Origin of the sequence: Ancylomarina sp. 16SWW S1-10-2 (assembly GCF_009669305.1) — a bacterium.
Lineage (GTDB): Bacteria > Bacteroidota > Bacteroidia > Bacteroidales > Marinifilaceae > Ancylomarina.
Genome location: NZ_SADB01000007.1, coordinates 25,972 through 51,571 on the forward strand (window position 1 = coordinate 25,972; position 25,600 = coordinate 51,571).

Sequence of the window (25,600 nt, forward strand, 5' to 3'; positions counted from 1 at the left end):
CTGCCTTATAAGTATATAAGGTGGGCCCGTATATTTTTAACTTAAAATGTAGATACTATGTTTACTCATTATATTAAATCATATTTAGTTGGTTTTAAAAAGAATCGATTTTTCTATGGAATCAACTTATTCGGATTTTCAGTAGGCTTTTTATTACTAACCATTATATTTTCTTTTGTCTATCAAGAATTAAGCTTTGATAAGTTCCACAAGAATTCGGATACTATTTATAGAATACATGGTGGAGGCTATGGAGTGACTCCTTTATGTTTTGCTGATAAATTAAAAAATAAAATTCCTGAAATTAGAAATGTTATACGATTCAAATATAAAGCATTAAAAATTGATAAGAATAATGAGAAATTAGATTTTGGTGATATTTATTTTGCTGATCCAGAGCTTTTCCAGGAATTTTCATTCAAATTATTGTTTGGAAATGCGTCAGAGGTATTAAAAGAACCATATTCAATGGTTATTAATAAATCTAAGGCAAGGGAATTATTTAAGAGTAATTCTCCTATTGGAAATACAATTACAGATGAAAATGGAGTTATTTATACCATAACAGGGATAATGGAAGATATTCCATATCATTCACATTTGCAGGCTGAGGCATTTATTTCAATTGAAACTATAAGGCATACAGAAGGTGAAGACGCATTTAATTGTGGTTCATGGTCAAATCTAACTTACGTCTGTTTATCAGAGAGGGCAGTTTGTAGTCAAGTAGAAACAAAAATCAACAATGTACTTGAGAATTTCAAGATGAGATCAAGTGATGGTAAAATGCCATTATCATTAGAACCCCTGGGGAAAATATATTTTGATGCTGAAAATAATAAGTACGATGGCTCAATACATGGTAATTTCCAAACCGTCTTATTATATCTTGCCATATCCATTCTCATCTTATTTCTTGTTGTCATCAATTATATAAATCTTTCGATAGCTATTTCTGTAACAAGAATAAAGGAAATGGCAATCAGAAAAGTTAATGGGGCAAAGCAATCACAAATTATTAAACAAACTGTATTTGAAGCAATCACAACGGCAGTTATATCTTTTTGTCTAGCCATATTACTTATAGAACTATTTTTGCCTCAATTGTGCATCCTTTTAAATGTAAATGTCTCAAATTCGTTAAATAGGCTAAAATTGTATCTCATATATTTTTTGGGAATTGTTTTTATAGGATTAATAACAGGCTTGTTTCCAGGTGTTTTCCTATCTAAGGTAAAAGTAATAAATGCACTAAAGAATGATATGGGTTTTAAATCTCGTGGTTTTCAGAGAAAAATACTTCTTGTATTTCAGCTATTAATTGTAGCCACACTTTTAAATGCAAGTTTTATTATAAATAGCCAAATTAACTATGTTTTTAATAAGGATCTTGGTTTCGATTATGAGAATGTTCTATCTTTTAAATTAACGTCAGAAATTGCTCAAAAAAGTAAGTTATTAAAACATAAACTTCTGGAAAATCCGAATATAAAAGTTGTCTCTTTTTCTAATTCCATACTTGGAGAAGCATTTGGAAAGGCACCAATAGGGAATGATAATAATATCCATATTTGTAATCAATGTTATATTGACCCTAGTTATCTGAATTTATACGATATTAAAATTAAAGAAGGACGGAATTTCTCGTGGGATATGAACACAGATGTTAAAAATGCTTGCCTTCTAAACGAAGAGGCTTGTCGTGTTTTTGGAACTAATAATTCTGTAAATACAAAACTTGAAAATAGTGAAGTCATTGGTGTTGTGAGTGATTTTAATTTTAGTTCATTACATAATCAGATTGAACCATTGGTCATCTATTGCACTGATAAAGGTGATATTGTACAAGTAAAAATATCAAGTGCAAACCAAAAGTCTACTATTCAATATATTGGCGATGTTTGTAAAATAATTTCTCCTGATTTCGATTTTAATTACGAGTTTGTAGAGAATAGAATTAAAAAAATGTATAAATCTGAAATAGATTTAAAAAGTAGTTTTCAGTTTTATTCGCTAATTACCTTTTTTATTGCCTTACTTGGTCTTTTAGGATTAACTTTATTTCTGATTAAGAAAAAAATAAAGGAAGTAAGTATAAGAAAACTATTTGGGGCAAAGTTAAATAATACATTAATGTTATTATCTAAAGAACAAATAATGATTGTATTAATAGCAAATACTATAGCCATACCGATTACGTATTTGATAATGGAAAAATGGCTTAGTAATTTTCAGTTCAGGATAGATATTGGATGTCTCATTTTTATAAAAACACTAATTATTACAATTTTTTTAACAGTATTAGCAGTCTCATTTATTATATTTAAAATACAAAAAGTGAACGTGATTGAGAATTTAGGTGGTGAATAAATCTATTTTTTAGCTTGCAAGGCTCTTTTGCTAAATAAGCAAAGCTAAGGTATTAAACGTATTTTACTAAAGAGTTTTTTTGCACTTAGTTCTCTCTAAAGCTGCATTAAGAGCGTATACAATTTTAATAGATAAATATACTGAGAATACACCAGTGCTTAATTGAGTAAGTTACCCTAATTTAATAAATAGAAGAAAAAGAAATACTGATTGAAACGCTAATTTAATCCCAAAGGGATGATATTATTGTAGCAAAAATGAATAGATGAAAATTAAACCCCGAATGGGGTGATATAAAATCAAATAATATGCCTGGAACATTTTCGCAAGTTTACATACAAATTGTTTTTGCCGTTAGAGGGCGTGAAAATTTGATATCTAAAACCTGGAACACCGAATTACATAAATACATATCAGGGATTATTACCAATAAAGGTCAGCAACCTATAATTGTAGGCGGTATGCCTGACCATATTCATGTATTTGTAGGTTTAAAACCATCCATGTCAATTTCAGATTTAGTTAGAGACATTAAAAACAACTCTTCAAATTTTATAAACTCGAAGAAATTCGTGAAAGGTAAATTTTCATGGCAAGAAGGATTTGGTGCTTTTTCTTATGGACATTCACAAATAGATCAAGTCTATAATTATATTTTGAATCAAGAGCAACATCACCATAAAACAACATTTAAAGAAGAATATCTTCAATTTCTTAAACGATTCGAGGTGGATTATGATGAGAAATATTTATTTGAATGGATAGATAAATGATTTCACCCTTTTAGGGTTCGCAAAAATATAATTGTTTTGTTCTATAATCATATCAGCCCGTTGGGCTTGAAAAGCAACTGTTTGTAATTGTAAGGATAATTATTCCATGTTAGCTTTTTATGTACTTGTTGATAATTTTGTTTGATAGATCAATTAATACACCGAGCGACTATTTAATAAATAGAAGAAAAAGAAATACTGATTGAAATGCTAATTTAATCCCAAAGGGATGATATTATTGTAGCAAAAATTGATAGGTAACAAGTAAACCCCGAATGGGGTGATATAAAATCAAATAATATGTCTGGAATATCTTCGCAAGCATAAATACAAATGACTTCACCCTTTCAGGGTTCGTAGGTATATGATTGTTTTATAATCATGCCAGCCTTTTAGGCTTTAAAACAAGATATTTGAAAGGGTAATATCTCTATTTTGTCACTTTATCAGCAGTTTTGTTAATCTTATATATTTAATATTCTGCACGACTATTTAATAAATAGAAGAAAAAGAAATACTGATTGAAACGCTAATTTAATCCCAAAGGGATGCTATCATTATAGCAAAAATGAATAGATAATAAATGATGAATTGATACCAACAATTACAATTAGCTAGAACCTATTTTAAAATATTGTGTTATAGGTGTATATAATTAAATAAAAAATAATGAAAAGTTTAAAAGAACAAACTGATGCTAAAATTGCAGAGGGTCGACAAGCTAATCCTGATTTCATGAAAGGCGTTGATGATATTATTCTAAAAGCAAAAGATTTGCAACAAGGAAAGAATGCCATTAAAATTGGACAAAAAGCTCCAAATTTTAAACTACCAAATCCTGAAGGAAAATTAATAAGCTTAGATAGTTTACTAGAAAAAGGTCCGGTTGTTATCACGTTTTATCGTGGTGATTGGTGTCCATATTGCAACTTACAACTTAGAGCTCTGCAAGCTAAATTAGGCGATATCAAAGCACTAGGTGCTACATTAATTGCTATAAGTCCACAAGTACCTGACGGATCAATGACAAAAAATGAAATTAGTGAAATGGAATTTATTGTATTGTCGGATCAAGATGCAAAGGTTGCTTCACAATATGGTGTTGCTTGGAAAGTGCCGGAGTTTTTGGAGGAACATATGCGGGTAGATCGCAATCTTGATTTAGAAAAAATCAATAATGGGAATGGTAACATATTACCGATTCCTGCTACGTTTGTGTTGGGATGTGATGGAGTCGTTAAATGGAATTATGTCAATGTCGATTATAGAACACGTTCAGAGCCTAATGAGATTATTGAGGCATTGAAAAATCTGTCTTAAGGGCTTTGTTAAAAAAGAATGATTTTTGTGTAGTGTAAAAACAATTTGACTTCATTGATTTTGTATTTTGTTTATATGTATTTTAAATACCTGCAACAATTTATACAGCAAAGGACTTGTTATAATACTCAATATTCCTGTAGGGAAGGTAATTTTAAAGATTAGAATATACAGAAGGCTGTCTCAAATCAATGAGACAGCCTTTTATGTGTAATGATAATTCAGGGAATTTATTGAATTTGCTGTAGCCTCTTCAATTTGTCGTTCACTAAGGTTTTTTTTAACATTTATTATGTTTGTTTTTAAGGTGGTTGTTCTATTTTTAAGAAAATTTTGCTGAAATATTTTAATTACACCAATAAAAATAGCGTGATCTCAGGACCAAGTAATATATTAAATAAGGAAGTTGTTGATATTCTTCAGCTTATTGAGTTAAAAGAACTCCAAAAGTTACAAGATCTATTTGCTGATGTCCATCATGTTGCTTCTTCAATAACCTATCCCGATGGCAGACAAATTACTAAGCCTTCCAATTTTTGCAGTTTATGCAAAGACATTATAAGACAAACAGAGAAAGGTCGTGAGAGATGTCTTAAATCCAAACTAATTGTTGGTAAATTTAATCCTGATGGACCTACTTTCAACGAATGTAAAAATATTGGATTGATGGATGCCGTAGTTAATGTAACTATTGGTGATAAACACATTGCCAATTGGTCTATTGGACAGGTAAGATGCGAAAATCATAATACCAATAGAATTGCTGAATGTGCACAGGAACTTGGTGTTGATAAAGACCTATTTCTCAATGCTTTTAATGAGGTGCCTTTCATGGAGGAATCCAGATTACATCAAATTGTAAGTCTATTGAATGTTTATGTCAATCAATTCGTAGAGAATGCCTACAATAAATATCGTTTAAATCAAGCAAATAAAGAGTTGAAGGAGATTTCAAACTGTTTGCCTGACATCACCTGGAAGGCTGAGTGGAATCTTGTTGAAAACAAAATGGGATCCACCTATATCTCAAAAGTCGCTGATGAATTATTACTTCTCCCTCCAGGAACAATTAACAATAGTTTATATCAGGTGCTCTCGTATGTATTGCCACAATATGTTGATGATTTATATGAAACGTTTCATAAGGCTTTGCAAAATACAGGTGTTGTCTATTCTGCCATCTATGAGGCAAGGATGGGTGATGGTACAATTGGATGGTTCCAAGGCAGAGGAAGAAGCTATAGAGAGGGCAACATAATAAAATTTTTCGGTGTTACTAAGGATATCTCCAAGTTAAAAAAAACAGAGTTGTCTCTGAAAAAATTAGAGAAACAGGAATCCTTGGCGCAAGAGCACTTAAAATTAGCTATGGAAGTGACTCTTGATGGTCACTGGGATAGAAATTTGATAACCAATGAGACCTACTTTTCTCCTCGTTGGAAAGAGATTCTGGGTTATGCGCCTAATGAATTACCCAACGATTTTTATGTCTGGGAAAGACTAACAAAACCTGAGGATGTTAAGAAATCACAGAGGCTACTTAAAAAGCTTATTTCTGGAGAGAGAGATAAGTTGGATTTCGAAGTTCAGATGAAACATAAAGATGGTTCTTGGAAGCATATATTAGTGCGTGCAGGTATCATTTTCAATGATAAGAAAGAAGCCATAAGGGTTTTAGGCACAAATACAGATATCACCGAGAAAAAAAGGATAAGCCAGCAACTGAAAGATAATGAGAAACGATATCGAGAGTTAGCTCAACATCTCCCTAGTGGTGTTGCCGTATATAGGGCCGTAGATGACGGTAGAGATTTTATGTTTGTGGGTTATAACGCAGCAGCTGAGAGGATGTACAATACATCAAAAGATAAAAAAATTGGGCACCTGTTATTCTCAGAATTTCCTAATATACGTCAAACCCCTTTGTATAAAGGGATCAAAAAAGTATACCAAACAGGGGTAGAATTGCATATTCCACCATTTCTCTGTCAAGGCAACAAATCGAGCAGGTGGTGTGAGAATTATATTTATAAACTACCCAGCGGCGAAATTGTATCCATATTTAACGATGTGTCTGATATTAAGATTGCTAAGGAGGAGCTTAAGAAGCAAAATGAGGAACTGCGTAAGGCCAAATTGATTGCCGAAGAGAACGGAATACGATTTAAAGCATTACACGATGCCTCTTTTGGCGGAATAGCTATACATGACAAAGGAATCATTATAGATGTTAATCAAGGTATGGAGAAACTAACAGGCTATTCTCAGAAAGAACTGATTGGTATGGATTATCTCTCTTTATTTGACCCAAACTCATGTGATATAGTTGAGAATAAAATTATTACAGAATTTGAAAAACGCTATGAAGCTGTTGCATGCAAAAAAAATGGAGAAACTTTTCCCGTTGAAATGCATGGCAATATGATTCCTTATAAGGAAACAAAAGTACGTGTAACTGAGATCCGGGATATTTCTGCTAGTAAGAGGATGATTATAGACTTGCAACGATCTAAAAAAAGAGCCGAACAGTCTGATAAGCTAAAATCAGCTTTTCTTGCCAACATAAGACATGAGATACGTACTCCCATGAATGGAATCATGGGTTTTATGCAGTTACTTCAGACTCCAGATCTCACTGATCAGGAAAAGGGCGAATGTTCAACTAACATTATAGAGAGTAGTGATAGGCTCCTCACGACAATAAATAATATCATAGAATTCTCACAGATTGAAGCCGACGATATACAATTGAAAATAAAAGAGGTTGATCTTTATCTTATCTTCCAATATCACTTAAATTCTTTTCAAATGGCATCAGTAAGCAAGGGCCTGAATCTTGTTCTTGATATCTCTGATGCGCTTTCCCCAACAAGGATAAAGACAGATGTTGAAAAACTTGATAGTATTTTAAACACCCTTTTAGACAATGCAATAAAATTCACCTCTCAGGGAGAAATTCATTTTGGTTACGAGCTTGAAAAGGACCACATTCGATGTTATGTTAGAGATAATGGTATTGGAATTCCTAAAAAACAGATCAATTCAATATTCGATGGATTTATGCAAGCCGATTTCGAGAATACCAGGTCATACGAAGGGTCGGGATTAGGACTTTCGATATGTAAAGGTTACGTGGAAAAATTGGGAGGTAAGATCTGGTTAGAATCTGAATATGGCAAAGGAAGCACTTTCTATTTCACCTTAAGAAATTAGTAAATTTAAAAGGCTTTTAAAAAAATAAAAGGTATCTCAAACAGTTTTGAGATACCTTTTTACGATATAAAATTTGAATTCTGAAGATTAGATCAATTCCCCAATCAACAGAATATCCTTATCTGTATGAATTTTCTTGATAGTCACATCGTAGAATGTATTTTGCTTAAGGTTTTCGGCCTCGAACTGTACTGGAATATAGTGTTCACCATAACCTCTACCTATATTTCCGTTAATATTTTCCACAAGTACGCGTTGCGTTTTACCAACAAACTGACTTCTATATTTAAGCTTACATGCTTCGGCAATATCTCTTAATATCGCACTACGTTCTGTTTTAAGCTTTTCAGGAATCTGATCGGGCATTCTTTCGGCGCGAGTCCCCTTACGTATAGAGTATTTAAAGGTGTGTACATGACCAAATTGCATGTCTTGAATCATATTACAGCTATCGGTAAAATCAGTCTCGCTTTCGCCTGGAAAACCGATGATCATATCCGTTGTAAAATTAAAGTCTGGTCGAATGGCTCTCACTTTTTCAACCGTATCCTTAAAGGTTTTAATCGTGTACATACGACGCATTCCTAAAAGAAGTTTATCAGAACCCGATTGTAGGCAAAGGTGGAGGTGAGGCGTCATTTTAGGGTGAGACAATAAGCCTAAAAATTTATCACCAAAACCATCTGGCTCTAGCGATGAGATTCTTAATCTAAAATCACCATCCAAGTTAAGAATAGCCTCAACCAAATCGTCGAATTTATAATCCTCGTATTCATATCTGCCAATATTCACACCAGTGATAATCACTTCTTTGGCACCTCCATCGATAACAGATTGTATATTGTCGATAATATCTTGGAAAGGACGACTCTTAGCTCGACCACGAACGGATGGAATGATACAGAATGTACAAAAGTTATCACAACCATCTTGAATCTTGATCATGCTGCGTGTATGAAAACCTTTTTCGGTAGAACCATAATCAAAACGATCCTTATTTAGTTGATCTGTATGTTTTATCTCACCATTAAAGTGGGCTTCAACCAAAGAAAATAAAGCTGACTTATTATCATTTTCGAGAACATAGTTAATCTCATCTTTACTTTCTAATTCATCTTTTGCATTATCGGCCATACAACCTGTTACAACCAAAATAGAATCCTTGTGTCGCTTAGTGATTTGATTGATGAAATTTCTTGATTTGTGATCGCTTTGATGTGTCACAGTACAAGTGTTAATCACATAAACATCAGCTTCTTCATCAAAATCAACTAATTTATAGTTATTGTTTTGGAATTGAGAAGCTAAGGCGTCTGTTTCGTATTGATTTAAACGGCATCCAAGCGTTTTAAAGGCAATTGTTTTCATTCTAATTTTATTGTAAATACTATTATTTATCTTGTGTTTGGGTATTTATTTTAAGCTATTAAATCTCCTTCTACGGAGAAAGCTATAGCCGATTTAATTTTGACATTTACAATTTGTCCGATTAAATCTGTGTTATCAGACAAAAATCGCACATTGATTTTTCCTTCAGTTAAACCAGCAAGATAGCCATCGTGTTTGGCAGCTGCTCTTACCAATACTCTATAAGTTTTATCAATCATGCTATCATTATAGCTTCTTGATGACAATTTTAAGTCCTGAGTTAAAACTTGATGTCTATCCTTTTTTGTTTCCAAGGGTATTGAATCGAACCAACGATGACTTAATGCACCTGGTCGAGGCGAATACTTGGCTATATATGCCATATTAAAGTCGAATTCTTTCATGGCAGCACGAGTCGCATCAAATTGCTCATCGGTTTCACCTGTAAATCCTACAATAATATCGGTAAATAGGGTTGCTTCAGGAATTAATCGACGAATAGTTGAAACAGATTGGCGGTATTTTTCAAGACCATGCTTACGGTTCATCGCAATTAAAAGCTTATCGTCGCCAGATTGCAAAGGTAAGTGTATTTGCTTTGCTAAACATTTATATTGTGAAATTACTTCAATCACTTCATCGGTCATATCGCGTGGGTGTGGTGAGGTGAAATAAACCCAAAATTCGGTTCCCATTTCATTTCCAATTTCACCAACTTGTCGGAGCAGTTCAGGAAACATGATTTCAGTATCGGGTTTATCTAAACCGTAAGAATTCACGTTTTGCCCCAATAAGGTAATCGACTTATAGCCTCGTTCAACCAATGATCTAACTTCATTAATAATCTCAACTGAAGGACGAGAAACCTCACGACCTCTGGTATAGGGTACGGCGCAAAAAGAGCAAAACTTATCACAACCATTCTGAATGGGCACAAAAGCTTCAAAATCCGAAGCATAGTCGGGCTTTACATTCCAAAACTCAGCAATCTGATCGTTTTGAACATCATAGCCATTTTGAATACCATTGGGTGTTGTAATACCATATTGTTGGATCATCTCAGGCAAATTTGGCAAATCTTTCATCTTAAAGATAATGTCAAAAAGCTTCAAAAATTTCTCATGATCAGAAGGCAATACACAGCCAGACACAAATGTGATTAGATTCGTTTTATTCTTCCACTTATTCCATTTATGAATCTTAGAATAAACCTTATCTATTGCATTTTGACGAACAGAACAAGCTAGAATACCAATCAAATTAGCGTCTTCTTCCTGCTCCGTATAGGTGTAGCCCATTTGTTCAATTACGGTTCTAACACGTTCTCCGTCAGAAGCGTTCATTTGACAACCAAGCGATATAAGATGATATTTCATTTTAATCTGATAATGTGATGATTAGTTAAAGCACAGGTGCTAAATACTGCTCTCTGTCATTTTACTAATTCGTAATCTAAAACTAAAAGCCAAACAATACTGACTTATTTTATTGTACTTGTTTACTAAAAATAAACTTCGGTATGAATAGGACCCAATTTGACACCCTGTTTTTCAAGAATATCATAAGCCTCGTATATCATATGACAATTGCCGCAAAGATAACAGATTGTATCAGGTGATACCGGATTTTTTAGAAGATATTCTGTTACGCGTCCGTTAAAATCGCCTGTATTTTCACCTGAAGTACACAAAACGTATCGATTCGAGTCGTATGTCTCTTTTTCGTAGGCTTCCTCTTTATGGCGAATGCCATGTAAAAGGGTGTAATCCATTTCTGGATGCGTGTGTATAAAGCTATGAACAGGAGAGATGCCCGTACCGGTACATATAAACATGAATTTCTTATTTTTCACTTCGTCATCTTTTAAAGAAAAATGTCCGAATGCGCCATCTATATCAAGCATATCGCCAGGTTTGCACTTTTTAAGTTTCTTCGATAGCAAACCATTTTCAACATCTTTTATAAGAACTTCAATATAATCATCTTGTTCTGCACTATATATAGAGTATTCTCTACGATCTATGCTACCACTAAAACCTAGGGTTATATATTGTCCTGTTTTGAATGTAAAATTCTTTTTTTCCAATCGAATGATATAGGCCGATGGCGTTAGGTGTCGGAGGTTTATGACTTGATGTGATTTCATTTATTTTGTTTCTTGCTTATTATTAAATAGAGCTGTATTCGTATTGATATATATTATATGGAATCAATAAAAATAGAGTTTCGCAAAATAAGATGTTTTTATCCGAAATAACAAATGCTTGAAGACTTTTGTGATGATGATAAGCGTTGTTATTTATCTGAGTGTGGGAGTGAAGCGATAAAGGATGTAATTGCAATTGAGCTTAAGGCAGAGTACAATCAATAATAGAACTGTTCTTAATATTAGCACGTAAGATTTTTTATGAGATTGCCACGCCTTCGTTCCTCAGACTCGCAATGACAATTCGTCTTAGTCCTCCAAGTTTGGATTTCTCCTTCGCGACTTTTTTTCAGAACCCAATCGTTTAGTTTGCAATCGTCTTTCGCGAGCGCCACGAGTTGGTTTTGTTGGTCTACGCTTTTTTATTGGTGTAAAGACTTGAGTAAGCAAATCGAAGAATTTTTCGATGGCTGCTTGTTTATTCTTTAATTGAGAACGATCGGCTTGTACGACGATACTAAGAACACCTTCATTATTAATACGAGTTATAAGCTTCGCTGATAGTTTGGTCTTATCATCATCACTTAATATCTGAGAATCTCTCACATTAAAACGTAACTCTACCCGCGAACTTACTTTGTTCACATGTTGCCCACCAGGTCCACTGCTGCGTGAAGTCTGAAATTTGAACTCTCTAAAGAAAGTATTTCTATCGGTAATAGGTAGTCTCATGATTTTAAATAGAACGTATTAATTGAGTTTGATGGGTTAAAAGTACAAAAGTATAATTTTGAATGAATAGATAAGGCAAAAGAAAACCAGTTAGTAGAGAAATTAAACTAACTGGTTTCCTATTTTGAGATATAAAATCTAACTTTTTAGGTTCTCAATTAAACCATCTGATTCAACATCATCGGATGCTAAATTAGTAGCTGTTTCAATTATAGCTAAATGTGAATAGGCTTGAGGGAAATTTCCTAGCAAGCCTTTTGTCTTAAAGTCAATATCCTCAGAAAATAAACCGAGATGATTGGAATAACTCAGTAGGATGTTGAATTTTTCTCTCGCTTCTTTCTTTCTTCCAATTTTGAATAAACTATTTATCAACCAAAAAGAACAAATTGTAAAAGCAGATTTTGGTGTACCAAAGTCATCGGTATTCTTATAGCGGAACATTAATCCATCATGTTCTAGTTCTTCTTGGATGGTAAGTACCGTAGAAATATATTTTTTATCATCAGCCTCTATAAAACCATAGCTCTCCATTAATAAAACCGATGCATCGAGGTCCTCAGAACCATAATGTTGAGTAAATGCCTGTTTCTTTTCGCTCCAAGCATTTTTCATGATATTCTTTTTAACAGCATCACGATAAGAAGCCCATTTGTCCATATAATAGTCATCCTCAAGGAGTTTTGCAATTTTAACTGCACGGTCGAAAGCGACCCAACACATCACCTTACTAAAGGTAAAATGAAGACTTTTTCCTCTAATTTCCCATATACCACGATCAGGTTTACGCCAATTTTGCTCCACAACTTTTACAATACTTCTTACAATAGTGTAAAGTTCTTCGGTATGTAGTAACGAATTTTCAAATAATTCGAATTGCTGATGAATTAAATCCAGAAGAATGCCGTAAATATCATTCTGTTTTTGCTTATAAGCTGCATTACCAACGCGAACTGGTTTTGAATCTTGATAACCAGCCAAATGCTCCAATTCGTACTCAGAGAGTTTTTTCTCACCATTAATGCCATACATAATCTGGATTTTCTCTCTTTTTTCTGGAATAATATCCATAATGAAATCGAGATAACGTTTGGCAACATTATAATGACCCAATTGAGTTAGGATTTTTACAACCATAGAGCCATCTCGTATCCAACAAAAGCGATAATCCCAGTTGCGTACTTCTCCAATGGTTTCTGGTAAGGATGTGGTTAAAGCAGCTAACACGGCACCCGTTTTTTGATAGCTTAACAATTTTAAAACCAAAGCTGATCGTCCCATTTCTTCAGCATACCTTGAGTGAACCTGAGTCTTTTCTGACCAATTCAACCAATATGTTTTGGTCCTTTGCATCACCAGGTAAATTCTATCATAAGTTTGCTTTAGTAATTTTTGATTATAGGTTACTAAGCAAAATTCATGCTTATAGAGACTAATAACTTCTTGATTTAAGATCGATTCACAATCAAAACTGGTATACAAATAAAGTGAATCATAGGTTCCAGATGTTGTATAGGATTTTATAAATTCAGATTTAGCTATTTTATTTTTAGTTTCATTTCGCGCATAATCCAATTTCGGATTGTAAATAATACGAAAAGTAGGTCTTCCTTTGATATGTTTAAAATACCTAACAAAATCTGGTGGTGCAAAATAGTTGCTGTTATCAGTAATATACCTAGGCATAAAATCGATTAGTTCAAACACACCATCTTCACATATAAAACAGGTATGCAGTAGGTTAGTGTTTTTTTTATAGTATTGAACTGTGCGAATAAGTTTCTCTGGTTTAACTTCAAAACTTCCACCTTTTTCACTATCGAGAAGTTTTGCAAATGCTGATGAAGAATCGAATTGAGGTAAACACATCCAGTCTAAAGATCCATTTTCTGACACCATTGCCGCAGAACGACAATTTCCGACTACACCATAATTTAAATTTTTCATAAAAAAAGATTACTTTAGTAAATGGTCACGTAACAAGTTCTAAAAAAACTAATTTTTCATGACTTTAACCAAATATATTAGCAAAATAAAACCATTTATTTATGAATAGAATCCATATCGTTTCAAATAGACTCCCATTTAGTATTAATGTGGATAACGAAAAAATTGATCTTATTCCCAGTGTTGGCGGGCTAGCCACTGGTATGAGATCTGTATATAAAGAGTATAATGGTAAATGGATAGGATGGCCCGGTTTGCCTAGTGATGATATCGACGAAAATTTATCTAATAAAATAGATACAGAGTTAGAAAAGGAAGATTGTGTTCCAGTTCATCTTACTAAAGAAGAGGTCGATTTATATTACGATGGGTTTAGTAATCGAACAATTTGGCCCTTATTCCATTACTTTGCACAATATATCGACTATGATCCTAAGCTTTGGGAATCTTTTGTTAGCGTGAATCAGAAATTTGCTGATAAAGCTATTGAAACTTTAGAAGAAGGTGATACTATTTGGATTCATGATTATCAATTACTCTTGGTTCCTGAAATGATTAAATCGAAAAGACCTGGCGTTACTGTTGGTTTTTTCTTACACATACCTTTCCCTTCATTTGAGGTTTTTCGAATTCTACCCTGGCGTAAAGAGTTGATTCAAGGAATGCTAGGAGCCGATTTAATTGGATTCCATACCTATGATTATCAACGTCACTTTTTTAGTTCTGTACGTCGATTAATGGGTTATGAAATTTCTTTTAATCAAATTCAAATTGAAGATAGAATTATTATTGTGGATGCCTTTCCAATGGGAATCGACTACGATAAATTTAAAAATGCAGCGATAGATATTGTTCAAAAACCACTTCAAGAAAAATCCGAGCTTCATCGCGAGTTGGAGAAATACTTCTTACTTTCTCCCGATAGAAAATTGGTTTTATCAATTGATAGGTTAGATTACTCGAAAGGAATTCCAAATCGATTAAAAGCATTTGCAGAATTTCTTGAAAAATACCCTGAATTTGTAGGGAAAGTGACTTTAATAATGCTTGCGGTACCATCTCGAGGTACGGTTGAACATTATATTAATCTTAAAAGCGAGGTTGATGAGTTAGTTGGAAAGGTAAACGGTCAATTTGGAAACATTAATTATACTCCAGTTTGGTATTTCTACCGTTCTATGCCATTCGAAAGTTTAATAGAATTGTACAGCTCATGCGATGTGTGCCTTGTAACACCAGTTCGTGATGGAATGAATTTAGTTGCCAAGGAATATGTAGCATCTAGAACGAATCATACGGGTGTGATTATTTTAAGTGAAATGGCTGGTGTTGTTAAAGAAATGGGAGAGGCCTTGATTATTAATCCCAATAATACCAACGAAATTGCTGATAGTATTCAACAAGCATTAACCATGTCTCTTGAAGAACAGCGAGAACGTATGGTTTTTCTTCAAGATAGAATTAAACGTTACGATGTTTTCAAATGGGCTAGTGAATTTGTAGATTCACTTGGCAAGGTTCAAAAAATTCAGCATTCTTTACACGCTAAACGAGTTAATACTCATATAATGGAGAAAATTCAGTCTAGTTATAAGAATTCAAAGATGCGTGCTATTTTCTTGGATTATGATGGAACATTAACTGGATTTAAAAAGAAACCTAATGATGCATGCCCCGACAAAGAATTACATGAATTGCTTTATAAGTTAGAAGCCGATCCAAAAAATATAATTACCATTATTAGCGGTAGAGATAGAGAAAGTCTTGAGAATTGGTTCGAAGGGCACAAAATAAATTTCATTGTAGAGCATGGGGTTTGGAGTAAGAAATTTGGTAAGGAATGGAAAATGCTTACCAATGCAACGGATACATGGAAGTCGAGTATACAACCAATTCTTGAGTCTTTTGTTGACAGAACTCCAGGGACATTTATCGAAGAAAAGAATTATTCCTTAGTTTGGCATTTTAGAAAAGCAGAACCAGAACAAGCCGAATTAAGAGCCAATGAACTAAAGGATGAACTAAGAACGATGATCGCTAATCACAATCTGGAAATTTTGGAAGGAAATAAAGTGATTGAGGTTAAGACTGGTGGTATTAATAAAGGTATAGCTGCATTGCAATTTATTAAGAATAAATCGTTCGATTTTATTCTTGCTATGGGCGATGACTGGACCGATGAATACATGTTTAGGGAATTACCCGAAACAGCTTACACCATTAAAGTTGGTTTAACACACACTGCAGCCAACTATAAAGTTGAGTCGGTGAGTGGCGTTCGCACTTTCTTAGCTAAATTGGAAGAATAAAATAATAAATAGCATTTTTTAGGCGACATGATTATTCATGTCGCCTTTCTTATGTCTATATATTTCTTGTGTTTCCTAAAATAAGATGCATACTGGGCTATAAGCCTCAATTTGGTCAACATATTCTAATAAACCAGTTTTTTTATCACGTTTAAATGAAACGATATTATTTGTATGTCGATTTGCAACGAGTAAATAGTTTTCATCAGGAGACAGTGAAAAATTACGTGGCCACTTGCCATGAGTAGATACATGATCCAATAGATTTAGAGATCCATCATTTTTATTGATCTTATAAATAACAAGGCTATTATGTCCTCTATTTGATGCATATAAGAAGTTTCCGTCTGACGAAATATGAATATCAGCTGGAGCATTAGCTTCGGTATAAGTTTTAGGTAAAGTTGAATAAGAAAGACCCATTTTATATTGATTATTATCTGCTTTCAGTATTAGGCTTATAGTACTATTGAGTTCATTTATAACATAAATCCATTTGTTATTAGGATGAAATGCCAAATGTCGTGGTCCAGCTCCGTCATCCATCTTTAGTTTATATGGATCTTTAGCCTGAAATTTATTAAGGTTCGTATCAAGTTGAGAAAACCAGAGCTCATTGGTTCCCAAATCTATAGAAATAACATCATTGTTTGAGGATTCGAACCAAACAGAATGGGCATGCGGTTCTTGTTGTCTGTCACCAATACCTTTACCACTGTGCTGTTGAATATCAAGTAAATCAGATAATTCTCCTTTTTTATCTAGCTTTAGTAAACCAATATTACCACCTGTATAATTGGCTGTTAAAACATATCCCTCAGCATTTATATTTACAAAGCAAGGATGAGCTCCACCTGTTGTACTTTTACTTTTAAACGAAAGGCTATCATTTAAAATGGAAAAAGATTCAATTGTACCTACTTCATCATCATTGCTAATTTCATTAACAGCTAGTAAGTATTGTTTGTTATCACTCATGGCTAAAAAAGAAGGATTCTCAGACTTTGCAACTAAACCTATTGGTTTAATGTGTCCATCTTTTTGCAGTACGTATTTATAAATACCTTCACTTTCTTTATCGGTATATGTACCCACGTAAAAAGAATAATTGTTGCTGTCTTGCTTCATTTCTTTGTTATTTGTTTTACATCCTGTTAAAAGAACAAGGATTATACAAATGATTTGGTATTGCATAGGTGTATAATTTAAAATTCTATTTGGTAATTTAGAAATTTGATTCATCTGATGTATTCAGAATGTCAAATTTAGCTTTACGTTTTGCCCAACGTTCTCTGACATATTGTTGCATGTCGGTAATTTTATCTCTTTCATCCAGAATTTCAACACCTAAAATGCTTTCAATAACATCTTCCATAGTTACAATACCATCCATACCACCATATTCATCTATTATAAGGGCAATATGTTCTTTCTTTTTGAGTAAGGTTTCCCATAGTTTGAGAAGTGTTTGAAATTCATGAACAATCACAATTTCGCGACTAATATCTTTTAGCTTTAAGTTTTTCTTTTGTTCAGCAAGTTTTTCGAATACGGTTTGACGAAAAACGTAACCTGTGATATTTTCAATATTATCATTATATATTGGGATTCGGGAGTAATATAGAAAATCCTTATTCGCTAGAAAATCTTCTAGTAACATGTTTTCATCGGCAGCAACAACAACGACTCTAGGTGTCATTATTTCTGTTACTTTAATGGCTTTAAGTTTTATTAAATTTTGGAGAATCATATTTTCAGACTCTTTAAAAACACCTTCTTCGGTACCAATATCGGCCATAACAGATATTTCTTCTCTACTTACAGAAACATCTTTAGAACTCTTAGAGAACATCTTAGTGAGATATACCGACATAATGACTAGTGGATAGCAAATAAGGACCATAGCATTCATAATAAGTCCAGATGTAAGCGCTATTCGCCTCCAATAAGTGGCTCCAATAGTTTTAGGTATTATTTCTGAAAAAATCAATATCAAAAAAGTCAGAATTGCTGAAATTATTCCAAAGTAAACTTCGCCATAAATACGTGTAGCCTCAGCTCCAACACCAGCAGCACCAATCGTATGTGCAATGGTATTTAACGAAAGAATAGCTGCGAGTGGTTTTTCAACTTGGTTTTTAAGTTTTATAAAAACATCTGCTGATTTATAACCTTTTTTTTGCTTCACCACCAAAAAAGACATTGGCGTGGAAAGTAAGACTGATTCCATTATAGAACACAGAAATGATATAAAAATGGCTAAACAGAGATAGGCTAAAAGAAGAAACATCGGATTTTAATATTTATAAATTTATTGAATCTTTAATAATTTGAGATAAAACATATTTTAATCAAACTATTTTATAAAGATAACTAAGACTTGATATAATTCCCTCAAAAATCATTTCAAAAAAAAATCCTCCATGACAATAAAGTCAAAGAGGATAATTATATATATTGTATAGCTTACTTATACATTTCTTCGCGAAGAGCTTTAATCTTATCGCTAGTAATATATTCGTCGTAAGGCATTAGTTTGTCAATAGTTCCATTAGGTGTTAGCTCAATAACTCGGGTACTTATTGTTTTAATAAATTCGTGGTCATGAGATGCCATCATTATGGTACCACCATAGTTAATCAATGCGTTGTTAAACGACTGAATTGATTCCAAATCCAAGTGGTTGGTAGGTGTATCTAATATTAAAGTGTTGGCATTTTTTAGCATCATTCTTGATACCATACAACGTACTTTTTCGCCACCAGAAAGAACATTAGATTCCTTAAAGATATCCTCGCCAGAGAACAACATCTTACCTAGATAACCTCTTAAGAAAAATTCAGAAGTATCTGGAGAATATTGAGCTAACCAATCTTTAAGTGTAATATTATCATTAAAGAAGGAATTGTGATCAACAGGTAAGTAAGCTGGTGTAATCGTAACACCCCATTCGTAAGAACCAGAATCAGCCTTATCTTCGTCGTTGATGATATCAAATAAAGACGTCATGGCACGAGGATCGCGTGATAAGAAAATTACTTTCTCACCTTTTTCAATAGTAAATTCAACATCTTTAAATAACGTTTCCCCTTCAACTGTCTTGCTTAAACCCATGCAAGAGAATATCTTATCACCAGCTTCGCGTTCTTGTTCAAATATAATACCTGGGTATCGACGTGTAGATGGTTCAATGTCTTCGATATTTAACTTTTCGATCATTTTCTTACGAGAAGTCGTTTGTTTAGACTTTGCAACATTGGCAGAGAAACGAGCAATAAACTCTTGAAGTTCCTTTTTCTTTTCTGCGGCTTTTTTATTCTGATTAGCTTGTTGACGAGCAGCTAACTGAGAAGACTCATACCAGAATGTATAATTACCAGAGAACATTTTTACTTTACCAAAGTCAATATCAACGATATCAGTACAAACAGAATCTAGAAAGTGACGGTCGTGAGATACCACGATTACAGTATTGTTGAAGTTAGCAAGGTAGTTTTCAAGCCACATGACTGTTTCAAGGTCAAGATCATTGGTCGGTTCATCAAGAAGCAAGTTATCTGGATTACCAAAAAGAGCTTGAGCCAAAAGAACTCGTACTTTTTCCTTACCACTCAATTCAGACATTTGTTTGTAATGTAATGCTTCCTTAATACCTAAACCACTTAAAAGTTCAGCAGCATCATTTTCGGCATTCCATCCGCCCATTTCAGCAAATACTTCTTCCAACTCAGAAGCTTTAATACCGTCTGCTTCAGAGAAATCTGGTTTAGCATATAGGTCATTCTTTTCCTGCATTATAGCCCAAAGCTCAGAATGGCCAGCCACAACAGAATCTAAAACTGTATACTCGTCAAACTTGTAGTGGTCCTGATTTAAAACTGCTAAACGTTCCCCTGGTTCCATGGAAACACGTCCTGAAGTAGAGTCTAGTTCACCAGAAATAAGTTTTAAGAAAGTTGATTTTCCGGCACCATTAGCACCAATAATACCGTAACAATTACCTGGAGTGAACTTTAAGTTAACATCCTGGAAAAGTGTACGTTTGCCAAACTGAATGGATAGATTTGAAACTGAAATCATTAAACGAAATTCTTTTATTTTAGCTCTTACATCTCCCAAAATAAGGAGAGAGGCAATTAAAAATATATGAGTTAGTACAATATAAATGTACTGTATAGATAACTTTGTGTTCTTACTTTTAGATTAAGTTTTAAAAGTAATTTTAAAGCTATGAAATTTTTTATTTATTGATCTGCAAAATTAAGAATAATAGATTTAAATATAGCATATCTGAAAGAAGATTTTTTTTAGATGAATTTAGGAAATAAAGAGATGCCTAAATCAAACTTGAAACTAACTTATTTTTAAGCAAATAGGGACTGATAAGATATATCTTCAAATGAAGTCCTTACATTTTGTTTAAAATAGCTTATATTTGTTCGTCAATTTTTGATGAACAAAAAGGGATAGGGGGTTTTTATATGTTCATAAGAGCTTAAAAATCAACTCGTAAAATGTAATAATTTTTAATTATTGAGATAATATACAGCATTTTTGTACTGTGTACAATTAATTAAGCATGATTTATTATCCTTAATTTAATTAGGTTCTCATGTCTAAAATATTCTAAAATGAAGTTATTAGAAGGAAAAACAGCAATTATTACCGGAGCTTCTCGCGGTATTGGTAAAGCAGTAGCAATCGAATTTGCTAAACAAGGTGCTAATGTAGCATTCACCGATTTATTCTATGATGAAATAGCTCAGGAAACTGAAAAAGAAATTGCTTCATATGGTGTTAAAGCTAAAGGATACGCTTCTGATGCAAGTAAATTTGCTGACACTGATAAAGTTGTTGCTGAAATAGCTAAGGAATTTGGTGCAATTGATGTTTTGGTTAATAATGCTGGTATTACTAAGGATACATTATTAATGAGAATGACTGAAGAGCAATGGGATATGGTTATTAACGTAAACCTTAAATCTGTATTCAACTTTACAAAAGCTGTTCAACGTACTATGTTAAAACAACGTAGTGGTTCAATTATCAACATGAGTTCTGTAGTTGGTGTTAGCGGTAACGCTGGTCAGGCTAATTATTCTGCTTCAAAAGCAGGTATTATTGGTTTCACTAAGTCAGTAGCTAAAGAACTAGGTTCTCGTGGAATTCGCTCTAATGCAATTGCTCCAGGTTTTATTATTACTGAAATGACAGGTAAACTTCCTGAGGATGTAGTAAAAGAGTGGGCTAGTAAAATTCCTTTGAAAAGAGGTGGTACTCCTGAAGAAATTGCAAAAACTTGCGTTTATTTAGCTTGTGATCTTTCTTCTTATGTTACGGGTCAAACTATTCACGTTTGTGGTGGTATGAATATGTAATCTTAGGATTAACAAAAAATATGAAAAGGATTGTCGTTTGACAATCCTTTTTTTATAAACTTGTATTCTCAAAATAAAAATCAATTGAATGAAAGATTATATCTTCGAATTAAAACAAAAAGTTCGTGACTATGAGTGTGATTTGCAAGGTGTTGTTAATAACTCAGTTTATCAGAACTATATGGAACATGCTCGTCACGAATTTCTAGAATCTATAGGAAATAATTTCAAAGCTTTACATGAACAAGGCTTAGATGCTATGGTTTCTCGAGTTGAAATTGATTATAAAACATCACTAACTTCAGGCGATGAATTTATAATCAAAATAAATATCGACAGAGATGGACCAAAGTTGATTTTTCATGAAAATATATACCGTTTATCAGATAATAAACTTTGTGCTAAAGGAAAGGTATATACTGTTTGTTTAAATAATGGTAGACTGACTAAAGGTGAAATTTTCGATGAGCTTTTTGCTGATCATCTAAACTAATTAGGCTCACCTCTTTTGCATTAAAGCATAATAGGCTCTGTGATTGCCATTCTTCCCAGGAATGGTTATATTTTTTAGGTCCCGAATATGAAATAGTGGAGAGAAGAGTTCCTTTATCTCATTGGTATTTGAAAAATAAAGAACAGAACCTGTTGGTGTTTTGCGGTATTTCCCTTTACCTCCAAAGTAATCGTCGTCTTCGCTAAAGGCGATTGAAAGATAATAAGCATTTATATTAAGAAGTTTGGCTACATTTCTAGCATATACCTCTCGGTATTTGGGAAATATATGGTGCAATAAGCCGTAATCAAAAGCAAAATTAAATTCCGATAGGTGTAATATAATTTCTTGAGTGAAATCCGCAATTAAGAATTCTATAGACAAGTTGTCTTTACTAACCAAAGCTTTAGCTCTTTCTATAGCTACATTAGAAAAATCGATTCCACACATTTCAAATCCCATTCTTGCTAATTCGCGACTGTAATTTCCTAGTCCACAACCAATATCTATGGCTTTTTGCAGGCTGTAATAATATTACTATTTATGAGCTCTTTTATGGCTAAAGGTAAATCTAAAGCATTCCAAGGAATGCTTATTCGATGATGGTTCTCCATATATTTTATTAAACCGTTGAATAGATTTATCCATAGTTATGCTAATTATTTATATGTTTTAGAAATTGGCTTTAAAGCTTCATTTATCTAAAAGACAAGCAAGAGTTGATCTTCTAGTTAGTATATATTATCTATATTTGTCGGTCTTATAGATTCTTGTTTTGACTCGACAGAAACTATAAGTTGAAAACAATACGTTGAAATTATTTTGAAACAGAATTTTATGAAAAAATTAATTAAAAATACAGAATTGTCCTACTTTAAGAAGTGGACAAGACATTCATATTCCATTTTTAATAGTATTAAAAGAGAGTGTGTTATTTCATCTTTACTTGTAGCTTATATATTAGTTGCAACACCACAAAACATTTTCGCACAAGCTGATACTGTGCTAGTAAATAACAATCAAAAGCTCGATGAAGTCGTCGTCAGTGCTCAACGAGCCTCAGTGACCTATTCCCAAATGGCAAGAGTTGTAACAATAATGGATAAAGAAGCAATTGAGTCGGCTCCTGTTCAAAGTTTACAAGATTTGTTAGAGTATGTTTTGAATGTTGATGTACGCCAAAGAGGTAATCATGGGGTACAAGCCGATGTAAGTATTAGGGGTGGTAGTTTTGATCAAACTATGATTTTGCTTAACGGCGTAAATATTACCGATCCTCAAACTGGTCATTTGAGTTTAAACCTTCCAGTTGATATTGAGAGTATTGAAAGAGTAGAGGTTCTCCAAGGACCTGGGGCACGAGTCTACGGTCCAAATGCTTTTAGTGGTGCCATTAATTTTATAACAGGAACCGGGAATAAAGATAAGCTGAAAATAAATGTTTCAGCAGGAGAAAATGGTTTTTATTCCGGATCTGCGAATACAACGATTATCACTGGTAAATTGAAATCGTATGTCGCTTTAGCACACAAATCAAGCGATGGTTATATTGACAACACAGACTTTAAAAATTCAAATGCTTTTTATCAAGGACAACTTTCAACCGAAGTTGGACTTTTAGATCTACAGTTGGGATACAACGAAAAGGCTTATGGTGCTAATTCATTCTACACAGCATCTTACCCAAACCAATTTGAAGAAAACAAAACCACCTTTGCAAGCCTACGTTTAACGACAAATGGCAAAGTAAAAATGACACCTAATATTTATTGGAGACGTAGTCAGGATAGATTCGAACTTTTTCGAGATAATCCAGCTTCATGGTATAGCGGACATAATTATCATTTGACTGATGTTTATGGAACTAGCATGAACTTTGCTTTCTCATCGAGCCTTGGAAAAACAGCGGCAGGTGTTGAGCTCAGGTCCGAAAATGTGTGGAGTAATGTATTGGGTGAATTGATGGAGACACCAATGAAAGTACCAGGTGAGTCGGGAGCTTTCTTTACTAAAAGTCATACCCGAACAAACTTGAGTTACTTTTTAGAACACAATGTTTTTCTTAACAAGTTCACCTTTACAGCAGGCGTTTTAGCCAATTGGAATTCAGATTTAGATAGAAGTTTCAGCTTCTATCCAGGTTTAGATGTGAGCTACCAAATTAGTGAGAATAGTAAGTTATATGCCTCGGTAAATAAAGCATTGAGAATGCCAACCTTTACCGATTTGTATTATGTAGGACCAACCAATATTGGAAATACAGATTTAGATCCTGAAGAAGCAACGACCTATGAAACAGGTATTAAATTCAATAAATCGGGGATTAAGGCTCATGCTGGAGTCTTTAAGAGAGAAGGACGAAATATGATTGATTGGGTTAAGGCCAATTCTGAAGATAAATGGCAGTCCCAAAATATTACAAAATTGGATACTTGGGGAATCGAGTTATCATCAAATTTCAACTTGCAGTATCTAATTTCTGATAACTTCTTTATCAAGGATATTTCTGTTAAATATGCGTATTTAGATGTGAATAAAGCATCTAGTGAATTTATCTCCCGATACGTTCTCGATCAGTTAAAACATAAACTGAACATATCCGTAAATCATAAAATTTATAAATCTTTGGGAGCTTCTTGGCAAATGGCTTGGCAAGATAGAAATGGTTCATACACTTGGTATAATAAAAGTGATTTGAGTCAAACAGAGGAGCGAACTTATCGTCCATTTTGGTTGGTTGATACGAAACTCTATTGGCAAAAGCCAACTTATACAGTCTATTTAGAAGCTAGTAATTTGTTAGATCATGAGTATTACGATATGGGTAATATTACACAACCTGGTCGATGGATTCGTGCAGGTGTGAAATTAAACCTTAACCTATAAATCATCATTTAGGACACAAATATGTTAAAAGTCACCTTCGGGTGACTTTTTTTTATTCTACACATTACTGAATCTTTCCTTAGATTGAGAAAAAACCACTGCATTATCTTTTAAAACGACCATTGGGGCATTATTCTTTTTTAGATAATAGAATAAACAAACGAGCACATATTCGATCTTGATAATTGACAAGAAACTGATGAGACCATCCGAAAGAATAAACTTCGCACCATACTTGCTGGTTTCGTGTTTCTTGGGTAATTTTTATGTTCATTATTTTATTGGGTTCAGGAAATGGTCTACAAAATGGAGTGGTAAATCATTTTAAATCAAATGCTGAAAATAGTCTTTGTCTTTACAAATTTGTATGTCTTATAATTTCGTGCAAGCTGTTAGACGTATTCAAATTACAAATGAAGATTATGCTCGCCCAAACTTATTGGGTTTAGATGCTGATAAGATAAGTGCTCGCTTTACCATTCAAAACTGAAACTTAAATTCTGAATGTTTTAAAAGGAATGTAGATATGAAAATAAATTTTGGCATTTGTTTTTTTAGCCCATTCGTCATCGAAATTCACTCAAAATTTTAAAACAAACTTGAAAACACATGTTTTTATCTAGTTGTTTAAGAATTACAAACTTGACAAACCACCTATAAACACT

The 25,600-nt window shown here is 33.3% G+C and carries 18 protein-coding genes; 9 read left to right on the forward strand and 9 right to left on the reverse strand.

Annotation, left to right across the window (positions count from 1 at the left end):
- Window positions 1-57 precede the first annotated feature (57 nt).
- From EMN46_RS07175 to EMN46_RS07190, 4 genes are all read left to right on the forward strand, one after another.
- Window positions 58-2,370 carry an ABC transporter permease gene (locus EMN46_RS07175; protein WP_154200118.1) on the forward strand — a complete coding sequence of 771 codons (2,313 nt, stop codon included), beginning with the start codon at window positions 58-60 and terminating at the stop codon, window positions 2,368-2,370.
- A 308-nt stretch (window positions 2,371-2,678) separates the two neighbouring features.
- Window positions 2,679-3,143: an IS200/IS605 family transposase gene (tnpA, locus tag EMN46_RS07180; RefSeq protein ID WP_154200119.1), complete on the forward strand. Its 465-nt coding sequence runs from the start codon at window positions 2,679-2,681 to the stop codon at window positions 3,141-3,143.
- A 669-nt stretch (window positions 3,144-3,812) separates the two neighbouring features.
- Window positions 3,813-4,463, forward strand: coding sequence for a peroxiredoxin-like family protein (locus EMN46_RS07185; protein ID WP_154200120.1), 651 nt, complete (start codon window positions 3,813-3,815; stop codon window positions 4,461-4,463).
- Window positions 4,464-4,832: 369 nt separating this feature from the next.
- Window positions 4,833-7,676: a PocR ligand-binding domain-containing protein gene (locus EMN46_RS07190; protein WP_195715208.1), complete on the forward strand. Its 2,844-nt coding sequence runs from the start codon at window positions 4,833-4,835 to the stop codon at window positions 7,674-7,676.
- Window positions 7,677-7,763: 87 nt separating this feature from the next.
- Here EMN46_RS07190 and mtaB read toward each other — a convergent pair whose 3' ends face one another.
- The 5 genes from mtaB to EMN46_RS07215 form a co-directional block, all read right to left on the reverse strand.
- Entirely contained in the window at window positions 7,764-9,044 is a 1,281-nt protein-coding gene (gene mtaB, locus EMN46_RS07195; RefSeq protein ID WP_154200122.1) for a tRNA (N(6)-L-threonylcarbamoyladenosine(37)-C(2))-methylthiotransferase MtaB, read from the reverse strand.
- A 50-nt stretch (window positions 9,045-9,094) separates the two neighbouring features.
- A complete protein-coding gene (gene miaB / locus EMN46_RS07200) occupies window positions 9,095-10,420 on the reverse strand; it encodes a tRNA (N6-isopentenyl adenosine(37)-C2)-methylthiotransferase MiaB (RefSeq protein WP_154200123.1) in 1,326 nt (441 codons plus the stop codon).
- Between the two features lie 125 nt (window positions 10,421-10,545).
- Window positions 10,546-11,190, reverse strand: coding sequence for a ferredoxin--NADP reductase (locus EMN46_RS07205; protein WP_154200124.1), 645 nt, complete (start codon window positions 11,188-11,190; stop codon window positions 10,546-10,548).
- A gap of 309 nt (window positions 11,191-11,499) precedes the next feature.
- The gene (gene arfB / locus EMN46_RS07210; RefSeq protein WP_154200125.1) at window positions 11,500-11,922 is read right to left on the reverse strand and encodes an alternative ribosome rescue aminoacyl-tRNA hydrolase ArfB; all 423 of its coding nucleotides are present in this window, start codon (window positions 11,920-11,922) and stop codon (window positions 11,500-11,502) included.
- A gap of 138 nt (window positions 11,923-12,060) precedes the next feature.
- Window positions 12,061-13,869 carry a glycoside hydrolase family 15 protein gene (locus EMN46_RS07215; protein WP_154200126.1) on the reverse strand — a complete coding sequence of 603 codons (1,809 nt, stop codon included), beginning with the start codon at window positions 13,867-13,869 and terminating at the stop codon, window positions 12,061-12,063.
- A 101-nt stretch (window positions 13,870-13,970) separates the two neighbouring features.
- Here EMN46_RS07215 and EMN46_RS07220 point away from each other — a divergent pair, with 101 nt between their 5' ends.
- Window positions 13,971-16,178, forward strand: a complete 2,208-nt coding sequence (locus EMN46_RS07220; RefSeq protein WP_154200127.1) for a bifunctional alpha,alpha-trehalose-phosphate synthase (UDP-forming)/trehalose-phosphatase — start codon at window positions 13,971-13,973, stop codon at window positions 16,176-16,178.
- Between the two features lie 75 nt (window positions 16,179-16,253).
- Here EMN46_RS07220 and EMN46_RS07225 read toward each other — a convergent pair whose 3' ends face one another.
- From EMN46_RS07225 to EMN46_RS07235, 3 genes are all read right to left on the reverse strand, one after another.
- On the reverse strand, window positions 16,254-17,372 hold the full coding sequence (locus EMN46_RS07225; protein ID WP_154200128.1) for a lactonase family protein: 1,119 nt from the start codon (window positions 17,370-17,372) through the stop codon (window positions 16,254-16,256).
- A gap of 31 nt (window positions 17,373-17,403) precedes the next feature.
- Window positions 17,404-18,468 carry a CNNM domain-containing protein gene (locus EMN46_RS07230; RefSeq protein WP_154200129.1) on the reverse strand — a complete coding sequence of 355 codons (1,065 nt, stop codon included), beginning with the start codon at window positions 18,466-18,468 and terminating at the stop codon, window positions 17,404-17,406.
- 176 nt (window positions 18,469-18,644) lie between these two features.
- On the reverse strand, window positions 18,645-20,258 hold the full coding sequence (locus tag EMN46_RS07235) for an ABC-F family ATP-binding cassette domain-containing protein (protein ID WP_154200130.1): 1,614 nt from the start codon (window positions 20,256-20,258) through the stop codon (window positions 18,645-18,647).
- Between the two features lie 551 nt (window positions 20,259-20,809).
- Between EMN46_RS07235 and fabG the strand changes: the two genes are divergently transcribed.
- Entirely contained in the window at window positions 20,810-21,556 is a 747-nt protein-coding gene (fabG, locus tag EMN46_RS07240) for a 3-oxoacyl-[acyl-carrier-protein] reductase (protein ID WP_154200131.1), read from the forward strand.
- An 88-nt stretch (window positions 21,557-21,644) separates the two neighbouring features.
- On the forward strand, window positions 21,645-22,049 hold the full coding sequence (locus EMN46_RS07245) for a thioesterase family protein (RefSeq protein WP_154200132.1): 405 nt from the start codon (window positions 21,645-21,647) through the stop codon (window positions 22,047-22,049).
- A gap of 6 nt (window positions 22,050-22,055) precedes the next feature.
- On the opposite strand, the gene EMN46_RS07250 is transcribed toward EMN46_RS07245, so the two are convergent.
- Window positions 22,056-22,571: a class I SAM-dependent methyltransferase gene (locus tag EMN46_RS07250; protein ID WP_154200133.1), complete on the reverse strand. Its 516-nt coding sequence runs from the start codon at window positions 22,569-22,571 to the stop codon at window positions 22,056-22,058.
- A gap of 315 nt (window positions 22,572-22,886) precedes the next feature.
- On the opposite strand from EMN46_RS07250, the gene EMN46_RS07255 reads away from it, so the two are divergent.
- Together EMN46_RS07255 and EMN46_RS20195 are read left to right on the forward strand one after the other, a co-directional pair.
- Window positions 22,887-24,935, forward strand: coding sequence for a TonB-dependent siderophore receptor (locus EMN46_RS07255; RefSeq protein ID WP_154200134.1), 2,049 nt, complete (start codon window positions 22,887-22,889; stop codon window positions 24,933-24,935).
- A gap of 367 nt (window positions 24,936-25,302) precedes the next feature.
- Window positions 25,303-25,425, forward strand: a complete 123-nt coding sequence (locus EMN46_RS20195; RefSeq protein WP_255447755.1) for a hypothetical protein — start codon at window positions 25,303-25,305, stop codon at window positions 25,423-25,425.
- Window positions 25,426-25,600: the final 175 nt, after the last annotated feature.